The organism is Micromonospora sp. NPDC049282 (assembly GCF_043197045.1).
Taxonomy (GTDB): Bacteria; Actinomycetota; Actinomycetes; order Mycobacteriales; family Micromonosporaceae; genus Micromonospora.
The window spans coordinates 1-18,459 of record NZ_JBICSL010000003.1 but is presented as its reverse complement, the minus strand read 5'-3'; the positions used below and the strand labels follow the sequence as shown (position 1 = coordinate 18,459).

Genomic DNA, 18,459 nt, shown 5'->3' with positions numbered 1-18,459 from the left:
CACCTACCTCGACAAACAGCAGGGGCGGGATGGTCACCCATCCCGCCCCTGCCGCGGTGCGTTATGTGAACGGCCCTCATGGGCCGATGGAGGACGATCGTCAGGCGATCGGCTTCTCGTCGCCCGGGGTCACCAGGACGACGCGGCGACGACGGGCGGCCATGAACAGCGCGCCACCGGCGGCCAGCACGGCCACGCCGACGCCACCGAGCAGGCCGGCCTGCGGACCGGTGACCGGCAGGCCACCGTCGTCGTCACCCGAGCCACCACCGGAACCACCCGGGGCGGCGGCGACCACGACAGCGTACGCGTCGGTGTTGTCGGTCGCGTCGACCTCGACGGGCGCGGCGGCCTCGGCGTTCGCCGGCAGGGCGCTGCGGCCGGCGGCGCGGGCGGTGAGCGACTGGACGCCCATTGCCTCGACCGTGACCTTGCCGCCGCTCAGGCTGCCGGCCTTGACGTCCTTGCCGACGGTGAGCAGGTGGTAGAAGCGGCCACCGGCGATCTGGTCGTCACCCGGCTTGTCCTTCGACTCCGGGATCAGGTCCAGGTTCTGGTAGGTGCACACCCGCGAGGACTTGGCGGCGTCGTCCACGCAGCCCTCCTCGGCCTCGGCGAACGTCACGCCCTTGGGCAGCTTGACCGCGATCTTCAGGCCGGACGCGGTGGCGTCGCCCTGGTTCCAGGTGCTGTAGATCAGCTGGGCGGTCTCACCGGCGTGCAGGTCGCCGACCACGGAGATCTTGTTGCCCTCGACCTTGACGGCCTTGTCCACGTCGGACGCGACCACGGTCAGGTCCGGGCCGGTGCCCTCGACCTTGACCTTGACGGTCACCTCGTTGTTGGACTCGTCCGGGTCCGGGCCGTCGTGCAGGATGATGGCGCTGATCTCGCCGGCGTCGCCGACCCCGGCGCCCTTGCGCTTCAGCGGGAAGCCCCAGTCGACGTCCGCGCCGGCCTTCAGCACGTCGCCCTCGATGCCGCAGAGGATGATGCCGTCCTCGCGCTTGTTGCAACCGGACTCGTCGATGTCCACCTTGGTGGTGTCCAGCTTGCTGATGTCCAGCCCGACGAGGATGCCCTTGGCGTCCACCTTGCTCTTGTTCAGCAGGGAGACGCTCGCGGTCTTGCCGGGCGCGCCCACGGCGATGGTGGTGCCGGTGGCCTCGATGGCGAGGTCGGCCGAGTTCGGCTCGGCCATCGCCGGCGCGGCGAAGAGACCGGCGGCGAGGACGCCGGTGGCGCCGGCGAGCACGCGACTACGGATAAGCATGGAAGTGGATCCCCCCGTGGGGTGCAGGAAAGGGTACGGCCGGGGACATTAGCGGTCCGCGATCTCTCCCGCCATCCCGTGCGGCAGAGGTTCACCACCTGCACACCTAAGGATCGCTTAAAGATGGTCCGAATTGATCGCTCTTGCTCCCGTGCGCCCCTCCCGGCGGCCGGACGACCGGCCCGCCGGAAGGACCCATTCGCTCACCAACCATCAGCCGTTCGACCGAATGTCGGCCGTCACGCGCCGTGCGGAGCCGCTCGCCGAGTGCTCAGTTCACCTCGACCAGCGGCAGCGACCGACCCGCGCCGCCGCCCGGCAGGGCGATCGACGAGAAGTGCGAGACCACCCGGTCGTCGCTCGGGTCGTCGGCCGGGGTGTGGTGCACCGCGAGCCGGCGGTAGAGCGTGTCCCGCTGGGCCGGGATCCGGTCCGCCGACCGGATCATGCCGATCAGCTCGTGCAGGTTGGACCGGTGCCGGGCGCCGGCCGAGGAGATGACGTTCTCCTCCAGCATGATCGAGCCGAGGTCGTCCACGCCCATGTGCAGGGCGAGCTGCCCGACGTCCTTCCCGGTGGTCAGCCAGGACGCCTGCAGGTGCGGCACCGTCTCGAAGAAGAGACGGGCCACCGCGATCAGGCGCAGGTATTCCAGCGCGGTGGCCTGGGTTCGGCCCTTCAGGTGGTTGTTCTCCGGCTGGTAGGTCCACGGGATGAAGGCCCGGAAGCCGCCGGTGCGGTCCTGCACGTCCCGGATCATCCGCAGGTGCTCGATCCGCTCCGCGTTGGTCTCGCCGGTGCCCATCATCATGGTCGCGGTCGACTCCAGGCCCTGCCGGTGCGCCAGCTCCATGACCTCCAGCCACCGCGCGCCGGACTCCTTCAGCGGCGCGATCGCCCTACGCGGCCGGTCCGGCAGCATCTCCGCGCCGGCGCCGGCGATCGAGTCCAGGCCGGCGGCCTTGATCCGGGCGATGGCCTCGTCGAGGCTCACGCCCGAGACCTTCGCCATGTGCAGGATCTCGCTCGGGCCGATCGAGTGGATGGCCAGCTGGGGGTAGGCCTTCTTGACCGAGGAGAACAGCTCCTCGTAGTAGTCCACGCCGTAGTCCGGGTGGTGCCCGCCCTGGAGCATGACCTGGGTGGCGCCCAGCTCGACCGCCTCGCCGCAGCGGCGCAGGATCTCCTCGGTCGGGTGGGTCCAGCCCTCGGAGTGCTTGGGGGCCCGGTAGAACGCGCAGAACTTGCACGCCGTCACGCAGACGTTCGTGTAGTTGATGTTGCGGTCGATCAGGTACGTGACGATGTTGTCCGGATAGCGGCGCCGCCGTACCGCGTCGGCCGCCTCGCCCAGCGCGTGGAAGGGCGCCTCGGTGTAGAGCAGCAGGGCCTCCTCGGGCGTGATCCGCCCGCCGTCCGCGCCACGCTGCAGGATGTCGTCGATCTCCCGGCTCACCGTCACGCCTCCGAGCCTACGTCGCGGCCTGGATGGCGGACACGCCACTCCTCGGCCAGGTGACGAGGACCCCAGTCGCCGGGTCAGACCATCCCCGGGCTCGCCACCGGCAACCCCACCGCCTTGGCCGCCGCCAGCAGCCGCCGGTCGTAGGTCAGAAAGGCCACGAACTCCGTGGCTGCCTGGCGGGCCAGGATCTCCGCCGTGGCGAGGTGGATCGCGTCGAGACTGCGCAGCATCGGCTCCGGGTAGGCGCCCGCGGTTGCCCGGACCGCGGCGTCGATCTCCACTCGGTAGAGGCGGCCCAGCACCGACGGGACACCGACAAGCGCCTGCGGCGCGGCGCGGCGCAGCGCTCGCGGCACTTCCACCTCGACCAGGACCGACGAAACCAGGGCCGCGCCGGCACGGTCGTTCAACCAGCCGAGCAGTTCCGGCGTCTCCTCCTCCCGCCGGAGCATCTTGATGACCGCCGCCGAGTCGAGATAGATCACCAGCGCTCCTCGTCGCGCGCCTCGATCAGGGCCGCCGCGACGTCCACCGTCGGGTCGCCGAGCACCGGCGGCATGGGCACCGGCCCGGTCGTGGTCGGCGCCGTCGCCCGCCCCTCGGCCACCAGCCGGCCGAGCAGGGCGTCGCCGGCCAGCACCGGGACGAGACGGGCGATCGGCTCACCCCGGTCGGTCACCTCGACCGTCTCGCCCGCGCGCACCCGGGCCAGCACCCGGCTGGTGTGCTGATTCAGCTCCCGAACAGCGATCTGCTCCATGCGACCAAGTGTAGAACGTCACGTTCTACATGTCACGCGTCGTAGTCGACCGTCAGCCTGTCGGTCACCGGGCTGGACTGGCAGGTCAGGACGTAACCGGCGGCCACCTCGTCCGGCTCCAGGGCGTAGTTGCGCGCCATGGTCACCTCACCCTCGGTGACCCGGGCGCGGCAGGTCGAGCAGACCCCGCCCTTGCAGGCGTACGGCAGTTCGCCCCGGACCCGCAGCGCCGCGTCCAGCACCCGCTCGTCGCGACCCATGGTGAAGCTCGACGAACGCCCGTCCAGCACCAGCGTCACCTCGGTGCCGGCCTCGACGCCGGGCCGCTCGACCGGCCGGCGCGCCGGTTCCGCCGCCGAGTCCACGTGGAACAGCTCGGTGTGCACCGCCTTGTCGGGCACCCCGCGCCCGGCCAGCACCGCCTTGGCGTCCTCCACCATCCCGTACGGGCCGCAGAGGAACCACTCCTCGATCTCGTCGCCCGGCACCACGGTGTCGAGCAGCCGGGTCAGCCGAGCGGCGTCGATCCGGCCGGAGAGCAGCGCCGACTCGCCCATCTCGCGGGAGAGCACGTGCACCAGGTGCAGCCGGCTCGGATAGCGGTCCTTCAGGTCGGCCAGCTCCTCGGCGAACATCACCGTGTTCGCCGTGCGGTTGCCGTACACCAGGGTGAACGTGCTTCTCGACTCGACGGCCAGCGCGGTCGCGGCCAGCCCGAGCACCGGCGTGATGCCGGAACCGGCGACCACCGCGCCGTACCGGCGGACCCGGTCCGGGTCGAACGCGGAGGTGAAGTGCCCGAGCGGCGGCAGCACCTCGATGGTGTCGCCGCCGCGCAGCGCCCCGCAGGCGTACGCGGAGAAGGCCCCGCCCGGGACCTCGCGCACCCCGATCCGCAGCCGGCCGTGGCGGGCCAGCTCGTCCGGGGTGGAGCTGATCGAGTACGACCGCCGCGCCTCCTCGGCCTCCGGGTCGTCCGCGACGGCTGGGCGGCGGACCGTGAGGTGCTGCCCGGCACGGAACGCGAACGTCTCCCGCAGCTCGTCGGGGACCGCGAAGGTGATCGACACCGAGTCGTCGGTGAGCCGGTCGACGGCGGCGACGGGCAGCGGGTGGAAGACCGGCCGACGGCGGACCGGCCGGGTGATCGTGACAGTCACAGCGCCTTCAGGTGGTCGAAGGGTTCGGAGCAGGAGCGGCAGCGCCACAGCGCCTTGCAGGCGGTGGAGCCGAACCGGCTGATCTGCGTGGTCTCGGGGGAGCCGCAGTGAGGGCAGCGGACCGCCAGGGCCAGCGGGACCACCGTGTCGTCGCCGCGCGGGGCGGGCGGGGCGATGCCGGCGGCGGCCAGTTTGGCCCGACCCCGCTCGGAGATCCAGTCGGTGCTCCACGCCGGCCGGTAGACCGTGCGGACCTCGGAGTCCGGATGGCCGGCGGCGGCGAGCGCGCGGCGGATGTCCGCGCGGATCACGTCCATGGCCGGGCAGCCGGTGTAGGTGGGGGTGATGGTGACGACGACCCGGCCGGTGTCCGGTTCCTGCTCGACCTCGCGCAGGATGCCCAGCTCGTCGATGGTGATGACCCGGATCTCCGGGTCCACCACCGCCGCCGCCGCTGCCCTCGGGTCGTTCACCAGCGCGCCCCCGGGTGGGCGCGGTGCAGCACCTGCATCTCGGCCAGCAGGTAGGAGAGGTGCTCGGTGTGCACGCCGTCCCGGCCACCGCCCGGCGTCCAGCCCGTCTCCGGACGGGTCAGCGTCGCCTCGTCCAGCACCGCGGCCACCGTGGCGTCGAAGTCGGGCCGCAGGCTGGCCGGGTCGACAGGCGCCGCCGGGTCCGCGACGAACAACTCGTGGACGTACGGCCACACCTGGTCGACCGCGTCCTGGACGCGGCGGTGCGACTCGTCGGTGCCGTCGCCGAGGCGCTTCATCCAGAGCGAGGCGTGGTCCAGGTGGTAGGCCGACTCCTTGCGCGCCTTCGCGCCGATGGCGGCCAGCCGGTCGTCGGCGCAGCCGGCCAGCGCGGTGTAGAGCGGCAGTTGCCAGGCGGCCAGCAGGAACAGCTTCGCCACGGTCACGCCGAAGTCGCCGTTGGGCAGTTCGACCAACAGGCAGTTGCGGAACTCGCGGTCGTCGCGCAGGTAGGCGAGGGCGTCCTCGTCCCGGCCCGCGCCCTCCAGCTCCCCCGCGTACGTGAGCAGCAGCCGTGCCGCGCCGAGCTGGTCGAGGGCGATGTTGGCCAGCGCGATGTCCTCCTCCATCTCCGGCGCGCGGGTGGTCCACTCGCCGAGCCGCTGCGCCGCGATCAGCGCGTCGTCGCCGAGGCCGAGCGTGAAGTCGAACCGGGTCATAGGTGGGCCACCCCGTCCGGCACCTCGTAGAACGTCGGGTGGCGGTAGACCTTGTCGGCCGCCGGGTCGAAGAAGGCGTCCTTCTCGTCCGGGCTGGACGCGGTGATCGCGCTCGCCGGCACCACCCAGATGGAGACGCCCTCCTGGCGGCGGGTGTAGAGGTCGCGGGCGTTGCGCAGCGCCAGCTCGGCGTCGGGGGCGTGCAGGCTGCCGACGTGGGTGTGCGACAGACCGCGCCGGGCCCGCACGAAGACCTCCCACAGGGGTGAGGACTGGCCGGTCATGCCGTGCTGGCCGGGCATGCCCTCACGGCCCTCGCTTCGCTCGGTGCGTTCGCTCATGCCGCCACCGCTTCCTTCCGCTCCGCCCGCTTCGCGGCGTACGCCGTGGCGGCCTCCCGCACCCACGCGCCGTCGGCGTGGGCCCGCTGCCGGTGCGCCATCCGCTCCCGGTTGCACGGACCGTTGCCCTTGATCACCCGCATCAGCTCGGCGTAGTCGGGCTGGGTGTAGTCGTACGCCTGACGCTCGTCGTTCCAGCGCAGGTCCGGGTCGGGGATGGTCAGGCCGAGCACCTCCGCCTGGCCGACGCACATGTCGACGAAACGCTGGCGCAGCTCGTCGTTGGAGAAGCGCTTGATCTTCCAGGCCATGGACTGCGCGCTGTGCGTGGAGTCGCCGTCCGGCGGGCCGAACATGGCCAGCGACGGATACCACCAGCGGTCGACCGCGTCCTGGGCCATCGCCTTCTGGGCTCCGGTGCCGTGGGCCAGCGTGTGCAGGATCTCGAAGCCCTGGCGCTGGTGGAACGACTCCTCCTTGCAGACCCGGATCATGGCCCGGGCGTACGGGCCGTAGGAGCAGCGGCACAGCGGCACCTGGTTGACGATCGCCGCGCCGTCCACCAGCCAGCCGATGGCGCCGACGTCGGCCCAGGTCAGAGTCGGGTAGTTGAAGATCGAGCTGTACTTCTGCCGGCCGTCGAGCAGCAGCTCCACAAGCTCGTCCCGGCTGATGCCGAGAGTCTCGGCCGCCGCGTAGAGGTAGAGCCCGTGACCGGCCTCGTCCTGCACCTTGGCCAGCAGGATCGCCTTGCGCTTGAGCGAGGGGGCCCGGCTGATCCAGTTCCCCTCCGGCTGCATGCCGATGATCTCGGAGTGGGCGTGCTGGGCGATCTGCCGGATCAGCGTCCTGCGGTACGCCTCCGGCATCCAGTCCCGGGGTTCGATCTTCTGATCGGCGTCGATCACGTCGGCGAAGTAGGCCTCGACGTCCTCGTCCGGCGCCGGAGCGCCCCGCCGGGCCCGCGCCGCCGCCTCGCGCAGCGCCGCCTCCGCGGCTTCCACCTCGCCGAGCAGGCCGCCGCCCGGAGCGTCCTCGGGCGGGGCGAAGTCATTGCCATACATGAAGCCAGTGTTACAGCTCGCGACGAATGGCACCAGAGGGTGTAACAGGATTCCCGAGACACCTTTGGTGACCGGGCGAATGCTCCCCGTGGTCGCCGCTGACCTGGGAAAACTTGGTGTGATGTCGACCACTTGCCCAAGATGAAACCTCCCAAGGGCGGCATAGCGGGTCAATGTCCCGCCCACCCGGCGAGTCGCCGGGTGTCGAGATCTGGCGGATGGCCGGTCCGGAAGTAGACTTCCCCCGGCAACCGATCGGCTGCCGTTGATCGCCACCGCTCAGGCCACCGTCCCCCGGCCTTGTGGCGATCGAGCCGACACACCTGCGCAAGCGCCGGTCCCCCCGGCCAGACATCTGGAGTTCACCCACTCATGCGACCTCGCGTGACCATGGTGCTCGCCGTCGTGGCGGTCCTCGTCGGCGGCGGCATGCTGGTGCCCGCCGCGTACGCGAAACTCTCCGGCGGAGACGGCCTGACCAGCCTCGGCGGCATCGGCGCCGGGGCCGAGCAGGTGCCGGCGCCCAACCCGACCGCGCCGCCGCCGCCGACCCTGGCCGACGCCCCGGTCTCGGTGAACTTCAAGGGCGAGTTCTTCTCCTGGGCCCTGATGGACCGGACGACCGGCGCCGTCACCGGCGCGAAGAACATGAGCCAGACCAGCTCCACCGAGTCGATGCTGAAGACCTGGATCGTCTCGGACTACCTGCGCCAGCTCCGCGACAAGGAGCCGACCGCCGCGCTGAAGAGGGCGGCGAGCGTGGCCATCCGGGACAGCGACGACGACGGGGCGAACCTGGTCTACCGGGCGGCCGGCGGGTCCTACAAGCCGCAGCCCAACGGCAAGCTCGACCCGGTGCTCCTGCGCGCCGTCAAGATCTGCGGCCTGACCGACACCAGGCCCGGCAACGTGCCCTCGTACGAGGGCTGGTGGAGCTTCACCCGGATGTCCCCCCGGGACGCGGTCCGGCTCGGCGACTGCATCGCCGACGGCAAGGCCGCCGGGCCGAAGTGGACGGAGTGGGTACTCGACGAGATGACCAACGTCCGGGGCAGCATCAAGAACCAGCAGGCGAAGTCCGGTGGCGGCAAGTGGGGCATCGTCGACGGCCTGCCGGCCTCGATCAGGTCCCAGGGCCCGGTGAGCATCAAGAACGGCTGGACCCGACTCGCGTACGACGGCAACTGGCACGTCAACTGCCTCGCCGTCACCGACAAGTGGAGCCTCGCGGTGATGATGCGCTACCCCGGCAGCGCCGGCCTGTCGTACGGCTCGAAGGTGTGTGCCAGCGTCGCCACGCAGCTCGTCACCCCGCAGCCCGGCGCTGCCCTCAAGGTGCCGCAGCAGCCGGTCGGGAAGCTCTGATGGCCGGCGCGCGGCGGCGGCCCGGCAGCCACCACCGCCCGTTGGCGTTCACCGCCGTGGCCGTGGCCCTGGTCGGCCTGCTGGTCCTCTCGCTGCGGCTGGTCCCCGGGTCGCCGTTGCGGCAGACCGCCGCGTCGCACCCCGACCCGACCGGGGAGCGGTCCACCACCCAGCCCACCGACCGCAACGCCCGGCCGGCACCCGCACCGGCGCGGTCGCTGGAGCCGCTGCCGTTCCAGGCCCAGGATCTCGACGATCTCAACCTCAAGGGCTGGTACGCCTGGTCGGTGCTGGACAAGCGCACCGGGAAGATCATCGGCTCGAAGAACATGGGCGAGACCAGCACCACCGCGTCCCTGATCAAGTCCTGGGTGGTCGCCGACTACCTGCGCCGCAGCGCCGAGGACGGCAAGACCCCGAGCGACGCGAAACTCGCCGACGCCACGCGGATCATCCGCGACAGCGACAACACCCGGGCCCAGGAGTTCTACGAGAGCGTGGGCAGCGCGGCCTCGATCAAGCGGCTGATCTCGATCTGCAAGCTGACCGACAGCAAGGTCGCCGCCGACGGTGGCTGGAGCCGGACGCTGCTGTCCCCCCGGGACACCGCGCGGCTCGGCCTCTGCATCGACGACGGGCGGGCGGCCGGGCCGAAGTGGACGAAGTGGCTGCTCAACGAGATGCGGCTGGTTCGCGGCGCCGGCGACTTCGGCATCCGTAAGGCGTTCCCGGCCGCCGAGCAGAAGAAGATCGCCATCAAGAACGGCTGGATCGACCGACAGAAGGAAAAGGAATACCACGTCAACTGCCTGGCCGTCGGTGACACCTGGACCATGGGCGTGATGGTCCGCAGCCCGTTCAGCGTCGGCGGGTGGGACTACGGCATGAAGGCCTGCGAGCAGATCACCGAGGCGCTGCTGCGCCCGGCGAACTGAGCCGCGCGCCGCGCGCTCAGCCCTGGAAGAACTCCGGTCCGCCCGGCGGCAACGCCGGCACCTCCCCGTACGCGGCCGCCCGGCGGGCGAACTCGCGCAGCCCGGCCACCTGCCGCTCGCCCAGCGAGAAGTCGAGCGTGCGGAAGTAGGTCGCCAGGGTCGCCGCGTCGAACGGCTCCCAGCGGGCCGCCGCCTCGGCCACCTGGTCCAGCTCGGCCAGGCACAGGTCACGCGAGCGCAGGAACGCCTCGTGCACCTCCTTGACCAGGCCCGGGTGGGCGGCGGCGAAGTCGCGGCGGACCGCCCAGACGGCGAACACCATGGGCAGCCCGGTCCACTCGTGCCAGGCCTGCCCGAGGTCGGTCACCGCGAGGCCCTTGCCGGGCGCCTCGTACAGCGCGCGCAGCGCCACGTCGCCGATCAGCACCCCGGCCTCGGCCTCAAGCAGCATCTGGGTCAGGTCCGGCGGGCAGCGGAAGTATTCCGGGCGCACCCCGTAGCGCTCGGCGAGCAGCACCTGGGCCAGCAGCACCCCGGTACGCGAGGTGGAGCCCAGCGCCACCCGGGCGCCGTCCAGCTCGGCCAGCGGCCGGGTGGAGACCATGTTGACCGAGAGCACCGGGCCGTCGCTGCCGACCGCCAGGTCGGGCAGGAGCAGCAACTCGTCGGCGTGCTTCAGGAACTCCACAAGCGTGATCGGGCCGATGTCGAGGTCGCCGCGGACCAGGTCGGCGCTCAGCCGGTCCGGCGAGTCCTTGTGCAGGTCGACGTCGAGCAACGCCCCGGACCGCATCAGGCCCCAGTAGATGGGCAGGCAGTTGAGGAACTGGATGTGCCCCACCCGGGGGCGGGCGATGCGGTCGGTCATGACCCGACCGTATCCCCGCCGGCGGCGCCCTGCCCCGCAGGGAGCCGCCGGAGTGGCCCATCCCGCACCGGGTGGAAGGAGGGGCCCCTCCTAACCGGGCACCCCGGCGGCGGGCGCCGTGGTGGGCGTCGGCGCGGCCCGCTCGGCACGTACCGCGCGGCGGACCGGCCAGGCCAGCGCCACGACCACCAGCAGACCGGCCACCCCGCAGCCGGCGACCAGCGGTCGGGGCTCGGCCGCCTCCCGCACCAGGCCGAACTTCGCCAACTCGCGCAGGTGATAGCTGGTGGCGCTCGGCGAGAGGCCGGCGATCTCGGCGCACTCGGTGGCGGTCGCACCGCCCTCTCCCGCGCTGAGATGTTCCATGATCGCCATACGGGCGGGATGGGCCAGTGCCCGCATCACCTGCGGGTCGCTGATGGTCACCCGGTGCTGTTCCGGACGCGCCTCGGTCATGCCCCCATGATCCCGCGCCGGCGGGCGCGGGGCGCGAGAGGTGACGCCGTGGCGGTTTCGTCGTCGACACGGCGAGCGACCGTTCCGACCGGGCAAGAAGTGACAGTACGTGACGATTCGCTGCGAGCGGACCACCGATGTCCGCTGCCTTTGCTCTGCAGCCATAGGCGCAGCACGCACGTACCGTCACGGCCGGGGCCCGGACCGGCTCGGACCGGAAGCCGGCCTCGCAGGTCAACCGGCCGATGCGTCGATGGCTGCAGAGCAAAGGCGCCGCAGGGCGCGGCATGGACCCGAGCGAGGCAGACACGCTCGGTAACAGACCCGCCCAACTACTTGAAGTGACGGACAGCGTCAACGGTCGGTGGGACCTCCGGCCGTAATAGGAGCGCGCGCACGCGGAGCGGTTCCGTATAGTGGTTGACCGCCCGACGGCCGCGGTGAGCATGCACCGCAGCGGACGTCCCCGCGCCGGGAGCAGGCCAACCGCCCCGGACACGCGAGCGAGCATCATGTTGAGCCTTGGGAGTTCACAGTGCCCGCAACGGAACTGGAAGACACCACCACCCTGGACGCCGAACTCGTCGCCGAGCGCGCCCACCTGAACACCTCCCGCGCCGCGCTGAGCCGGATGCGGGAGCGCGCCGAGGCGCTCTTCGCCACCGGCGACAAGGTGGCCGGCGACGCGTACACCGCCGAGCAGCTCGGCCGGCACATGGCCCGGCGGGTCAAGGAGCTGGCCGACGACCCGACCACCCCGCTCTTCTTCGGCCGGCTGGACTTCGGCGACGAGGATCCCGACCACGCCGGGCGGGACTACCACGTCGGGCGGCGACACGTCACCGACGAGCTGGGCGAGCCGCTGGTGCTGGACTGGCGGGCCCCGGTGTCCCGGTCGTTCTACCGGGCCAGCGCCCGCGACCCGCAGGGCGTCGCGGTGCGCCGCCGGTTCGGGTTCAGCGGCGGCCTGCTGACCAGCTTCGAGGACGAGCATCTCGACCGGGGCGAGGAACTCGGCACGGCCAGCCGGATCCTCACCGCCGAGATCGAGCGCCCGCGCGTCGGCCCGATGCGGGACATCGTCGCCACCATCCAGCCCGAGCAGGACGAGCTGGTCCGGGCCGACCTGGCCGACTCGATCTGCGTGCAGGGCGCGCCGGGCACCGGCAAGACGGCGGTCGGACTGCACCGCGCCGCCTACCTGCTCTACCTGCACCGGGAGCGGCTGCGCCGGTCGGGTGTGCTGATCGTCGGGCCGAACCGCGCGTTCCTGTCGTACATCGCCGCGGTGCTCCCCGCGCTCGGCGAGGTCGAGGTCGCGCAGGCGACGGTCGAGGACCTGGTCGCCCGGGTGCCGGTCCGCGCGGTCGACGAGCCGGCCGCCGCCGTGCTCAAGCACGACATCCGGATGGCCGAGGTGCTGCGCCGCGCCGTCGACGCCCACATCGGTACGCCGACCGAGCCCATCATGGTCTCGGACGGCTCGTTCCGCTGGCGGATCGGCCTCGACCCGCTGCACCGGGTGGTCGCCGAGACCCGCGCGGAGGGCCTGCCGTACGCCACCGGCCGGGACCGGGTCCGGGCCCGGGTGGTGGGGCTGCTGCAACGCCAGGCCGAGGCCCGTCGCGCCGAGTCGCCCTCCGACGCCTGGCTCCGTCGGATGAGCCGGATCAAGCCGGTCACCGACCTGCTCGACACGGTCTGGCCGGCGCTCACCCCGGACGGCCTGGTGCACCTCCTGCGCACCGACGCCGACGCGCTCGCCGCAGCCGCCGACGGGCTGCTCACCGCCGAGGAGCAGGAACTGTTCCGCGCCGGCAAGGTCGGGCGTACCCCGAAGGCGACCCGCTGGACCGACGCGGACGCGGTGCTCATCGACGAGACCGCCGGGCTGCTGGAACGGCCCGGCGGCTTCGGCCACGTGGTGGTCGACGAGGCCCAGGACCTCTCCCCGATGCAGTGCCGGGCCATCGCCCGCCGCAGCGAGCACGGCTCGATCACGCTCCTCGGCGACCTGGCCCAGGGCACCGCGCCCTGGGCGGCGACCGACTGGCGCGAGTCCCTGACCCACCTGGGCAAGCCGGACGCCGCGGTGGTGCCGCTGAGCGTCGGCTTCCGGGTGCCGGCCGCCGTGGTGGCGTTCGCGAACCGGCTGCTGCCCGCGCTCGCGGTCGACGTGCCGGCGGCGCGGTCGCTGCGCCACGACGGGGCGCTCGACGTGCGTACCGCCGAGGACCTGACCGCCGCGACGGTGGCCGAGGTGCGGGCGGCGTTGGCGTATGACGGCTCGGTCGGTGTGATCGCGGCCGACGACGAGGTGGACCGACTCCACGCGGCGCTCGCCGAGGCGGGCGTGACGACCGCGACCGTCGACGACGTCGGGGCCGCAGCGCGCGTCACCGTGGTGCCGGCGACGCTGGTCAAGGGCCTGGAGTACGACCATGTGGTGGTCGTCGAGCCGGCCGCGATCGTGGCCGCCGAGCCGCGCGGCCTGCACCGCCTCTACGTGGTGCTGACCCGGGCGGTCTCCCGGCTGGCGGTCCTGCACCGCGAGCCGCTGCCCGCGCCACTGGCCGGCTGACCGGCCGGCGGCGCTCAGGCAGCGAGCGCGGCGGCGACGGCGCGCAGCGGCGCGCCCGACTCGGCGATCGGCACGGTGAAGGCGAGCCACGAGCCGTCGGCGAAGGTGAGGCGCAGACGCTTCGGGTTGAGCCGGTGCCAGCCGACCCGCGCGGACGCCACCTCGGCGCGAGGCACGGCCCAGGCCACCTCGGTCTCGGCGAGCGCCCGCTCCTCGGCGTCGCGCCCGGCCAGCAGCTTGACCCCGCCGGTTCGGCAGACCAGCAACCGCCGGTCGGTGACCGCGAGCAGGGTCTCCCGGACCTGCAGGTCGGGCCGGGGTGGGTTCATCGCCCCGTGCAGCCGGGACGCGGCCGAGCCGGGCGTGCCGCGCCCGGCGATCCCCCAGCCGATCAGGTCGACGAGACGGTCGCCGCGCTCCCAGGTGGCCAACGGCAGGAGCACATTCAGCAGCACCGAGCCGACGGTCCGCCGCCCCGGCCCGGCGGTCGGCGTCGGCCCGGGCGGCGGTGGCGGGGTGAGACCGCCACCGACGTCCGCCTTGGCCTGGGCCAGCACGCGCTCGCCCGGCTCGACGAGCCGGCCGATCGCCTCGCGGTATCTGGACTCGTCCATCGGCTCAGTATCGGTCGTGGCCGTAGCCGTCGTCGGCGCGGCGCTCCGCGGCCGGGGCGTTGCCCATCACCTCGCCGACGATCTCGCGCACCCGGGCGGCGGCCGCCTCCTGGGCCCGGTTCGCCGCGGCGGTGAACTCCTCGGCCAGGGTGTAGGAGTCGAAGCGCATGGCCCGCGCATTGATCTCGGTGGAGAGGATCTTGCCGTCGGCCGCGGCGACGACCGTGACCAGGCCGGAGTCGCTCGCGCCCTCGGCGCTGCTCTGCTCCAGCTCGGCCATCCGCGCGCCGAGCTCACGCTGCCACCCGTCCAGGTTGCGGGCCAGCGCCTCGATCCGGTCCAGGGCCGGGAACGTCATGGCTGCCTCTCAGTTCACGATCGAGTCGAACACGTTCTGCACGCCCCTGGTGTAGGGGCCGAGATCCTCGCGGTAGGTGCCGTCCACCAGGTAGTTGCGATCCTTGTGGCCGTCCGAGACGTCGTGCAGGCCGACCCCGGTGTCGAGCAGGGCCCCGCCGATGCCGGGGATGTTCACCGGGGATGCCTGGTTGATGGCGAACTTCCCGGGGAAGAGGATGGCGGTCCGTTTCATCTTGAACGCGAACGCCTCCTTCGTGTAGCCGGACTTGTTCCACGCCCGGTACGCCTTCTTGGCCTTACGCAGCTCCATCACCAGCTTGCGGTAGCGGGTGAGCAGCTCGGCGACCTTCTCCAGCTTGGTGACCAGCTTGGTGAGGATCTCCGCGAACCGCGCCACGATCTTGACCATGCGGCCGACGGTGGTGGCCAGCCGGGCCAGCACCCGCACCACGGTGGCCGCCAGGGTCACGCCGGCGCTGAGCGCGGCCGCCACCGCGGCGATGATCACCTCGGTCAGGAACCAGAGCAGGAACTCCAGGATCAGCTCGACCAGCAGGTTGAACGCCTCGACCGCCGCGTTCGCGGCGTCGACCAGCACCTCCTTGGTGCCGTCCAGCCCTTTGGCCAACTCCTCGATCGCCTCCTCGACGGACTCCATCGAGGCGTGGAACTTCTCCGCCGCGTCGCCGTCCCAGGCGCCGCGCAGCCGGGCCCGGTCGGCGACCTGGTCACCGGCGATCTGCCGGACCGCCTCGCCGGTGGTCAGCGCCAGCTGGGCGGCCTGCATCAGGTCGTCCGGCTCACCGGCGACCAGCTCCAGCAACTGCTCGAACGGCCACAGCACCGCGTTGGAGAGCGGCTTGAACGGGTCGGGCGTGCCCGACACGATCTGCTCGAAGTAGGTCTTGTTGCGCTGGAGCGCCTCGGTGCTCATCCCGCCCCCTCAGACGCCCGGCGTGAACATGTCGGTGGTCGCCACGTCGGTGCCGGTGTAGGCGTCGGCGGTGTCGGTCATCCCCTCGGCGATGTCGGCCATCACCTCGGCGCCCTCCTCCAGCCCCTGCAGACAGGCCTCGAACTGTTCCGCGTACGCGGCGGCCAGGCTGAACGACGCGGGCATCACGCCGAAAGAGTGCCGGGCCACGTGCCCGTCGCGGAACACCCGATGCAGCTCACGGAACCGGGTGGCCCGGTCCCGGGAGGCGGCGGCGAACGCCGTCAACGCCTCCGGCTGGACGTCGAGATTCCTGCTCGGACTGGTCACGGACCCTCCCCAGTGTCCGGTCGGAAACTACCGCCGTCGTCGACGGCGTCCACAGACTAGGCGATGCGCGCACCCCCGCAGGGGGCGGTGCGAGTGGCGTGGGCACGGTAGACAGGGGAGGCACGCCCCCCACCCGAGGAGCCCCGCCATGATCCTGGCCCGCGCCGAACAGGTCAGCCGCCGCTACGGCGAGGTGCTGGCCCTGGACCGGGTCGACCTGACCGTCCGGGCCGGGGAGCTGGTCGGTCTGCTCGGCCCGAACGGCGCCGGCAAGAGTACGCTGATCAATCTGCTGGTGGGGCTGCGCCGGCCGACCGCCGGCCGGGTCGAGCTGCTCGGCGGCGACCCGCGCGACCCGGCCAGCCGGCGGCAGCTCGGGGTGACCCCGCAGGAGACCGGGCTGCCCGGCACGCTGCGCGTCGGCGAGGTGGTCGACTTCGTCTCCGCGCACCATCCCGACCCGGTGCCGCGGGGTGAGCTGCTCGAACGGTTCGGTCTCACCGACCAGGTCCGCCGGCAGACCGGCGGCCTCTCCGGCGGGCAACGCCGCCGGCTGGCGGTGGCGCTGGCGTTCGTCGGCCGACCCCGGCTGGTGCTGCTCGACGAACCGACCACCGGGCTGGACGTGGAGGCACGGCACGCGCTCTGGGAGTCGATCCGCGGCTTCCACGCCGAGGGCGGCACCGTGCTGCTGAGCAGCCACTACCTGGAGGAGGTGGAGGCGCTGGCCCAGCGGGTCGTGGTGATCGGTCACGGTCGCGTGCTCGCCGACGACTCGGTGGCGGCGATCCGCGGCATCGTCGGCGTACGCCGGGTCAGCCTGGTCGCCGACGACCTGCCGGCGCTGCCCGGGGTGGTCGCCACCGAACGCGTGGACGGGCGGGTCCACCTGCTCACCACCGATGCCGACCAGCTCGTCCGGGACCTGGTCGCCACCGGGGCGGCGTTCCGCGACCTGGAGGTGCGCCCCACCTCGCTGGAGGAGGCATTCCTCGCCATCACGGCCGACGACCGGCCCGCGCCCACCCCCGCCTAGGAGGCCGCCGTGCCGCTCGCCCTCGTCCACGCCCGCTACCAGCTCCTGGAGATCGTCCGGATCCCGGTGGCGGTGGTCGGCAGCGCGTTCTTCCCCGCCGCCGCGATGCTCTTCTTCGTGGTGCCGTTCGCCGGCGACGACCCCACCGGGGCCACCTACGCCACCGCCGCCATGGTCACGTTCGCGACCATGAGCGCCAACATCTTCCAGTACGGCGTGGGCGTCGCCGAGGACCGCGACCAGCCCTGGAACCCGTACACCCGGACCTTGCCGGCCGGGCCGGCGCCGCGGCTGGCCGGGCGGATCCTGGCCGGCCTGGTCCTGACCTACCTGTCGATGGTGCCGGTGGTGGTGATCGCCGCGGTGGCCACCGCGGCGAGGGTGACCGCGGCGCAGTTCCTGCTCGGGCTCGCCACGGTCGCCGTGATCTCGGTGCCGTTCACCCTGCTCGGGCTGGCGATCGGCTACTCGCTGCCGAGCAAGGCGGCGATCGTGGTGGCGCAGGTGCTCTTCTTCCCGCTGGCGTTCGGCGGCGGTCTGCTCTCCGGGCCGGACCAGGCACCCGGCTTCGTCCAGGCGATCGCCCCCTACCTGCCGACCCGGGGCGCCGTGGAGCTGATGTGGGCGGCGGTCGCCGGCTGGGAACCCGACCCGAAGGCGCTGGTTATGCTGGCGGTCTGGGTGCTGGTGCTCGCCGCGGTCGCGGGCTGGGCCTACCGGCGGGACGAGGGACGCCGCTTCAGCTGACCTTTTGTCCGGTTCCGGCCCGGTGGCCGACCCGGCGGTGCCACGATGCCGGCAGGGCGGGCCAGCGGGGCCGCTCCCGGCGAGAGGGGTCACCGTGAACGGCGTCGAGCCCGGCACACCCTGCTGGACCGACCTGGCCACCACCGGCCTGGAGGACGCGAAACGGTTCTATCCGCAGCTGTTCGGCTGGACCGGGCGGGTCTCCACGGTGCCGGACGCCGGCGGCTACACCGTCTTCCTCAAGGACGGCCGGGCGGTCGCCGGTGCGGGGCCGCCGGCCACACCGGACCAGGTGCCGATCTGGTCCACGTACGTGGCCACCGACGACGCCGATCTGGTCGCCACCCGGGTGGAGGCGGCCGGCGGACAGGTGCTGGTGTCGCCGTTCGACGTCAGCGGGCAGGGGCGGATGGCGGTGCTCGCCGATCCGGCCGGCGCGGTGTTCAGCGTCTGGCAGCCGATGGCGATGCGCGGCGCCGAGCTGTTCAACGCTCCCGGCGCGATGTGCTGGAACGAGCTGGTCACCCCCGACCCGGACGGGGCGAGGGAGTTCTACGCGCTGGTCTTCGGCTGGCACGCCGAGGAGCGGCCGGCCGGGTCGATCCCCTACGTCGGGTGGCGCTGCGGCGCCCGCATCGTCGCCGGCATGCTGCCGCAGTCCGAGCCGCCGCCGGCGGATCTGCCGGCGTACTGGACGGTCTACTTCGGGGTGGAGGACACCGACGCCACCGCGGCGCGGGCCGCCGAGCTGGGCGGCACCATCCTCGTTCCACCCCGCGACAACCCGGCCGGCCGGTCCGCCGCCCTGCGCGACCCCCAGGGCGGCCTCTTCTCCATCTCCACCCTCCGCTGACCCGCCCGCCCGCGTGTAAGGAGGGGTTAATACTCCAACGTCACTTGGCTTCGGCGTTGAGCGTGGCGTGGGCATGAAGACGGCCACCGCGTTGATCATCGATGGTTTGTGAGGACAACCGAAGA

The 18,459-nt window shown here is 72.4% G+C and carries 20 protein-coding genes and 1 pseudogene; 6 read left to right on the top strand and 15 right to left on the bottom strand.

Annotation, left to right across the window (positions count from 1 at the left end):
• Positions 1 to 100: 100 nt before the first annotated feature.
• From ACGFI2_RS06575 to paaA, 9 genes are all read right to left on the bottom strand, one after another.
• The gene (locus ACGFI2_RS06575; protein WP_393511712.1) at positions 101 to 1,273 is read right to left on the bottom strand and encodes a hypothetical protein; all 1,173 of its coding nucleotides are present in this window, start codon (positions 1,271 to 1,273) and stop codon (positions 101 to 103) included.
• A gap of 271 nt (positions 1,274 to 1,544) precedes the next feature.
• On the bottom strand, positions 1,545 to 2,735 hold the full coding sequence (mqnC, locus tag ACGFI2_RS06570) for a cyclic dehypoxanthinyl futalosine synthase (RefSeq protein WP_393511709.1): 1,191 nt from the start codon (positions 2,733 to 2,735) through the stop codon (positions 1,545 to 1,547).
• Between the two features lie 77 nt (positions 2,736 to 2,812).
• Positions 2,813 to 3,223: a PIN domain-containing protein gene (locus tag ACGFI2_RS06565; protein WP_393511706.1), complete on the bottom strand. Its 411-nt coding sequence runs from the start codon at positions 3,221 to 3,223 to the stop codon at positions 2,813 to 2,815.
• Positions 3,220 to 3,498, bottom strand: coding sequence for a type II toxin-antitoxin system Phd/YefM family antitoxin (locus ACGFI2_RS06560; protein ID WP_393511703.1), 279 nt, complete (start codon positions 3,496 to 3,498; stop codon positions 3,220 to 3,222). Before ACGFI2_RS06560 ends, ACGFI2_RS06565 begins: the two co-directional genes overlap by 4 nt.
• A gap of 32 nt (positions 3,499 to 3,530) precedes the next feature.
• Complete coding sequence (gene paaE / locus ACGFI2_RS06555) at positions 3,531 to 4,658, bottom strand: 1,2-phenylacetyl-CoA epoxidase subunit PaaE (protein ID WP_393511701.1); 1,128 nt, start codon at positions 4,656 to 4,658, stop codon at positions 3,531 to 3,533.
• Entirely contained in the window at positions 4,655 to 5,131 is a 477-nt protein-coding gene (paaD, locus tag ACGFI2_RS06550) for a 1,2-phenylacetyl-CoA epoxidase subunit PaaD (RefSeq protein WP_393511698.1), read from the bottom strand. Before paaD ends, paaE begins: the two co-directional genes overlap by 4 nt.
• The gene (gene paaC / locus ACGFI2_RS06545; protein WP_393511695.1) at positions 5,128 to 5,850 is read right to left on the bottom strand and encodes a 1,2-phenylacetyl-CoA epoxidase subunit PaaC; all 723 of its coding nucleotides are present in this window, start codon (positions 5,848 to 5,850) and stop codon (positions 5,128 to 5,130) included. The genes paaD and paaC overlap by 4 nt, the downstream gene beginning before the upstream one ends.
• Entirely contained in the window at positions 5,847 to 6,191 is a 345-nt protein-coding gene (gene paaB / locus ACGFI2_RS06540) for a 1,2-phenylacetyl-CoA epoxidase subunit PaaB (protein WP_393511692.1), read from the bottom strand. The genes paaC and paaB overlap by 4 nt, the downstream gene beginning before the upstream one ends.
• Positions 6,188 to 7,255, bottom strand: a complete 1,068-nt coding sequence (gene paaA, locus ACGFI2_RS06535; protein WP_393511689.1) for a 1,2-phenylacetyl-CoA epoxidase subunit PaaA — start codon at positions 7,253 to 7,255, stop codon at positions 6,188 to 6,190. Before paaA ends, paaB begins: the two co-directional genes overlap by 4 nt.
• Before the next feature lie 372 nt (positions 7,256 to 7,627).
• On the opposite strand from paaA, the gene ACGFI2_RS06530 reads away from it, so the two are divergent.
• Together ACGFI2_RS06530 and ACGFI2_RS06525 are read left to right on the top strand one after the other, a co-directional pair.
• Positions 7,628 to 8,620, top strand: coding sequence for a hypothetical protein (locus ACGFI2_RS06530; RefSeq protein ID WP_393511686.1), 993 nt, complete (start codon positions 7,628 to 7,630; stop codon positions 8,618 to 8,620).
• On the top strand, positions 8,620 to 9,555 hold the full coding sequence (locus ACGFI2_RS06525; protein WP_393511683.1) for a hypothetical protein: 936 nt from the start codon (positions 8,620 to 8,622) through the stop codon (positions 9,553 to 9,555). The genes ACGFI2_RS06530 and ACGFI2_RS06525 overlap by 1 nt, the downstream gene beginning before the upstream one ends.
• 16 nt (positions 9,556 to 9,571) lie before the next feature.
• Here ACGFI2_RS06525 and ACGFI2_RS06520 read toward each other — a convergent pair whose 3' ends face one another.
• Positions 9,572 to 10,423: a menaquinone biosynthetic enzyme MqnA/MqnD family protein gene (locus ACGFI2_RS06520; protein WP_393511680.1), complete on the bottom strand. Its 852-nt coding sequence runs from the start codon at positions 10,421 to 10,423 to the stop codon at positions 9,572 to 9,574.
• A 237-nt stretch (positions 10,424 to 10,660) separates the two neighbouring features.
• Positions 10,661 to 10,879 (bottom strand): annotated as a pseudogene (locus ACGFI2_RS06515) (ArsR/SmtB family transcription factor); the annotation flags it as partial.
• 535 nt (positions 10,880 to 11,414) lie between these two features.
• Here ACGFI2_RS06515 and ACGFI2_RS06510 point away from each other — a divergent pair.
• The gene (locus tag ACGFI2_RS06510; protein ID WP_393511677.1) at positions 11,415 to 13,460 is read left to right on the top strand and encodes a HelD family protein; all 2,046 of its coding nucleotides are present in this window, start codon (positions 11,415 to 11,417) and stop codon (positions 13,458 to 13,460) included.
• 14 nt (positions 13,461 to 13,474) lie between these two features.
• Here the strand turns inward: ACGFI2_RS06510 and ACGFI2_RS06505 are convergent, their stop codons facing one another.
• The 4 genes from ACGFI2_RS06505 to ACGFI2_RS06490 are packed head-to-tail and all read right to left on the bottom strand — an operon-like array spanning position 13,475 to position 15,698.
• A complete protein-coding gene (locus ACGFI2_RS06505; RefSeq protein WP_393511674.1) occupies positions 13,475 to 14,074 on the bottom strand; it encodes a hypothetical protein in 600 nt (199 codons plus the stop codon).
• A 4-nt stretch (positions 14,075 to 14,078) separates the two neighbouring features.
• Complete coding sequence (locus tag ACGFI2_RS06500) at positions 14,079 to 14,432, bottom strand: YbaB/EbfC family nucleoid-associated protein (RefSeq protein WP_091062885.1); 354 nt, start codon at positions 14,430 to 14,432, stop codon at positions 14,079 to 14,081.
• Positions 14,433 to 14,441: 9 nt separating this feature from the next.
• Positions 14,442 to 15,368, bottom strand: coding sequence for a WXG100 family type VII secretion target (locus ACGFI2_RS06495; protein WP_393511670.1), 927 nt, complete (start codon positions 15,366 to 15,368; stop codon positions 14,442 to 14,444).
• A 9-nt stretch (positions 15,369 to 15,377) separates the two neighbouring features.
• Positions 15,378 to 15,698, bottom strand: coding sequence for a type VII secretion target (locus ACGFI2_RS06490; RefSeq protein ID WP_393511667.1), 321 nt, complete (start codon positions 15,696 to 15,698; stop codon positions 15,378 to 15,380).
• A 148-nt stretch (positions 15,699 to 15,846) separates the two neighbouring features.
• Here ACGFI2_RS06490 and ACGFI2_RS06485 point away from each other — a divergent pair, with 148 nt between their 5' ends.
• The 3 genes from ACGFI2_RS06485 to ACGFI2_RS06475 all read left to right on the top strand — a co-directional run bounded on the left by ACGFI2_RS06485 (position 15,847) and on the right by ACGFI2_RS06475 (position 18,334).
• Positions 15,847 to 16,734: an ABC transporter ATP-binding protein gene (locus ACGFI2_RS06485; RefSeq protein ID WP_393511664.1), complete on the top strand. Its 888-nt coding sequence runs from the start codon at positions 15,847 to 15,849 to the stop codon at positions 16,732 to 16,734.
• 9 nt (positions 16,735 to 16,743) lie between these two features.
• Positions 16,744 to 17,481 carry an ABC transporter permease gene (locus ACGFI2_RS06480; RefSeq protein ID WP_393511661.1) on the top strand — a complete coding sequence of 246 codons (738 nt, stop codon included), beginning with the start codon at positions 16,744 to 16,746 and terminating at the stop codon, positions 17,479 to 17,481.
• Positions 17,482 to 17,575: 94 nt separating this feature from the next.
• Positions 17,576 to 18,334 carry a VOC family protein gene (locus ACGFI2_RS06475; protein ID WP_393511658.1) on the top strand — a complete coding sequence of 253 codons (759 nt, stop codon included), beginning with the start codon at positions 17,576 to 17,578 and terminating at the stop codon, positions 18,332 to 18,334.
• The last annotated feature ends 125 nt before the right edge of the window (positions 18,335 to 18,459 follow it).

Excerpts from the sequence above, each read along its gene's own strand:
- ACGFI2_RS06575 (WP_393511712.1), bottom strand. The coding sequence starts at position 1,273 with ATGCTTATCCGTAGTCGCGTGCTCGCCGGCGCCACCGGCGTCCTCGCC.
- ACGFI2_RS06560 (WP_393511703.1), bottom strand. The coding sequence starts at position 3,498 with ATGGAGCAGATCGCTGTTCGGGAGCTGAATCAGCACACCAGCCGGGTG.
- paaC (WP_393511695.1), bottom strand. The coding sequence starts at position 5,850 with ATGACCCGGTTCGACTTCACGCTCGGCCTCGGCGACGACGCGCTGATC.
- paaB (WP_393511692.1), bottom strand. The coding sequence starts at position 6,191 with ATGAGCGAACGCACCGAGCGAAGCGAGGGCCGTGAGGGCATGCCCGGC.
- paaA (WP_393511689.1), bottom strand. The coding sequence starts at position 7,255 with ATGTATGGCAATGACTTCGCCCCGCCCGAGGACGCTCCGGGCGGCGGC.
- ACGFI2_RS06530 (WP_393511686.1), top strand. The coding sequence starts at position 7,628 with ATGCGACCTCGCGTGACCATGGTGCTCGCCGTCGTGGCGGTCCTCGTC.
- ACGFI2_RS06525 (WP_393511683.1), top strand. The coding sequence starts at position 8,620 with ATGGCCGGCGCGCGGCGGCGGCCCGGCAGCCACCACCGCCCGTTGGCG.
- ACGFI2_RS06520 (WP_393511680.1), bottom strand. The coding sequence starts at position 10,423 with ATGACCGACCGCATCGCCCGCCCCCGGGTGGGGCACATCCAGTTCCTC.
- ACGFI2_RS06505 (WP_393511674.1), bottom strand. The coding sequence starts at position 14,074 with ATGGACGAGTCCAGATACCGCGAGGCGATCGGCCGGCTCGTCGAGCCG.
- ACGFI2_RS06500 (WP_091062885.1), bottom strand. The coding sequence starts at position 14,432 with ATGACGTTCCCGGCCCTGGACCGGATCGAGGCGCTGGCCCGCAACCTG.
- ACGFI2_RS06495 (WP_393511670.1), bottom strand. The coding sequence starts at position 15,368 with ATGAGCACCGAGGCGCTCCAGCGCAACAAGACCTACTTCGAGCAGATC.
- ACGFI2_RS06485 (WP_393511664.1), top strand. The coding sequence starts at position 15,847 with ATGATCCTGGCCCGCGCCGAACAGGTCAGCCGCCGCTACGGCGAGGTG.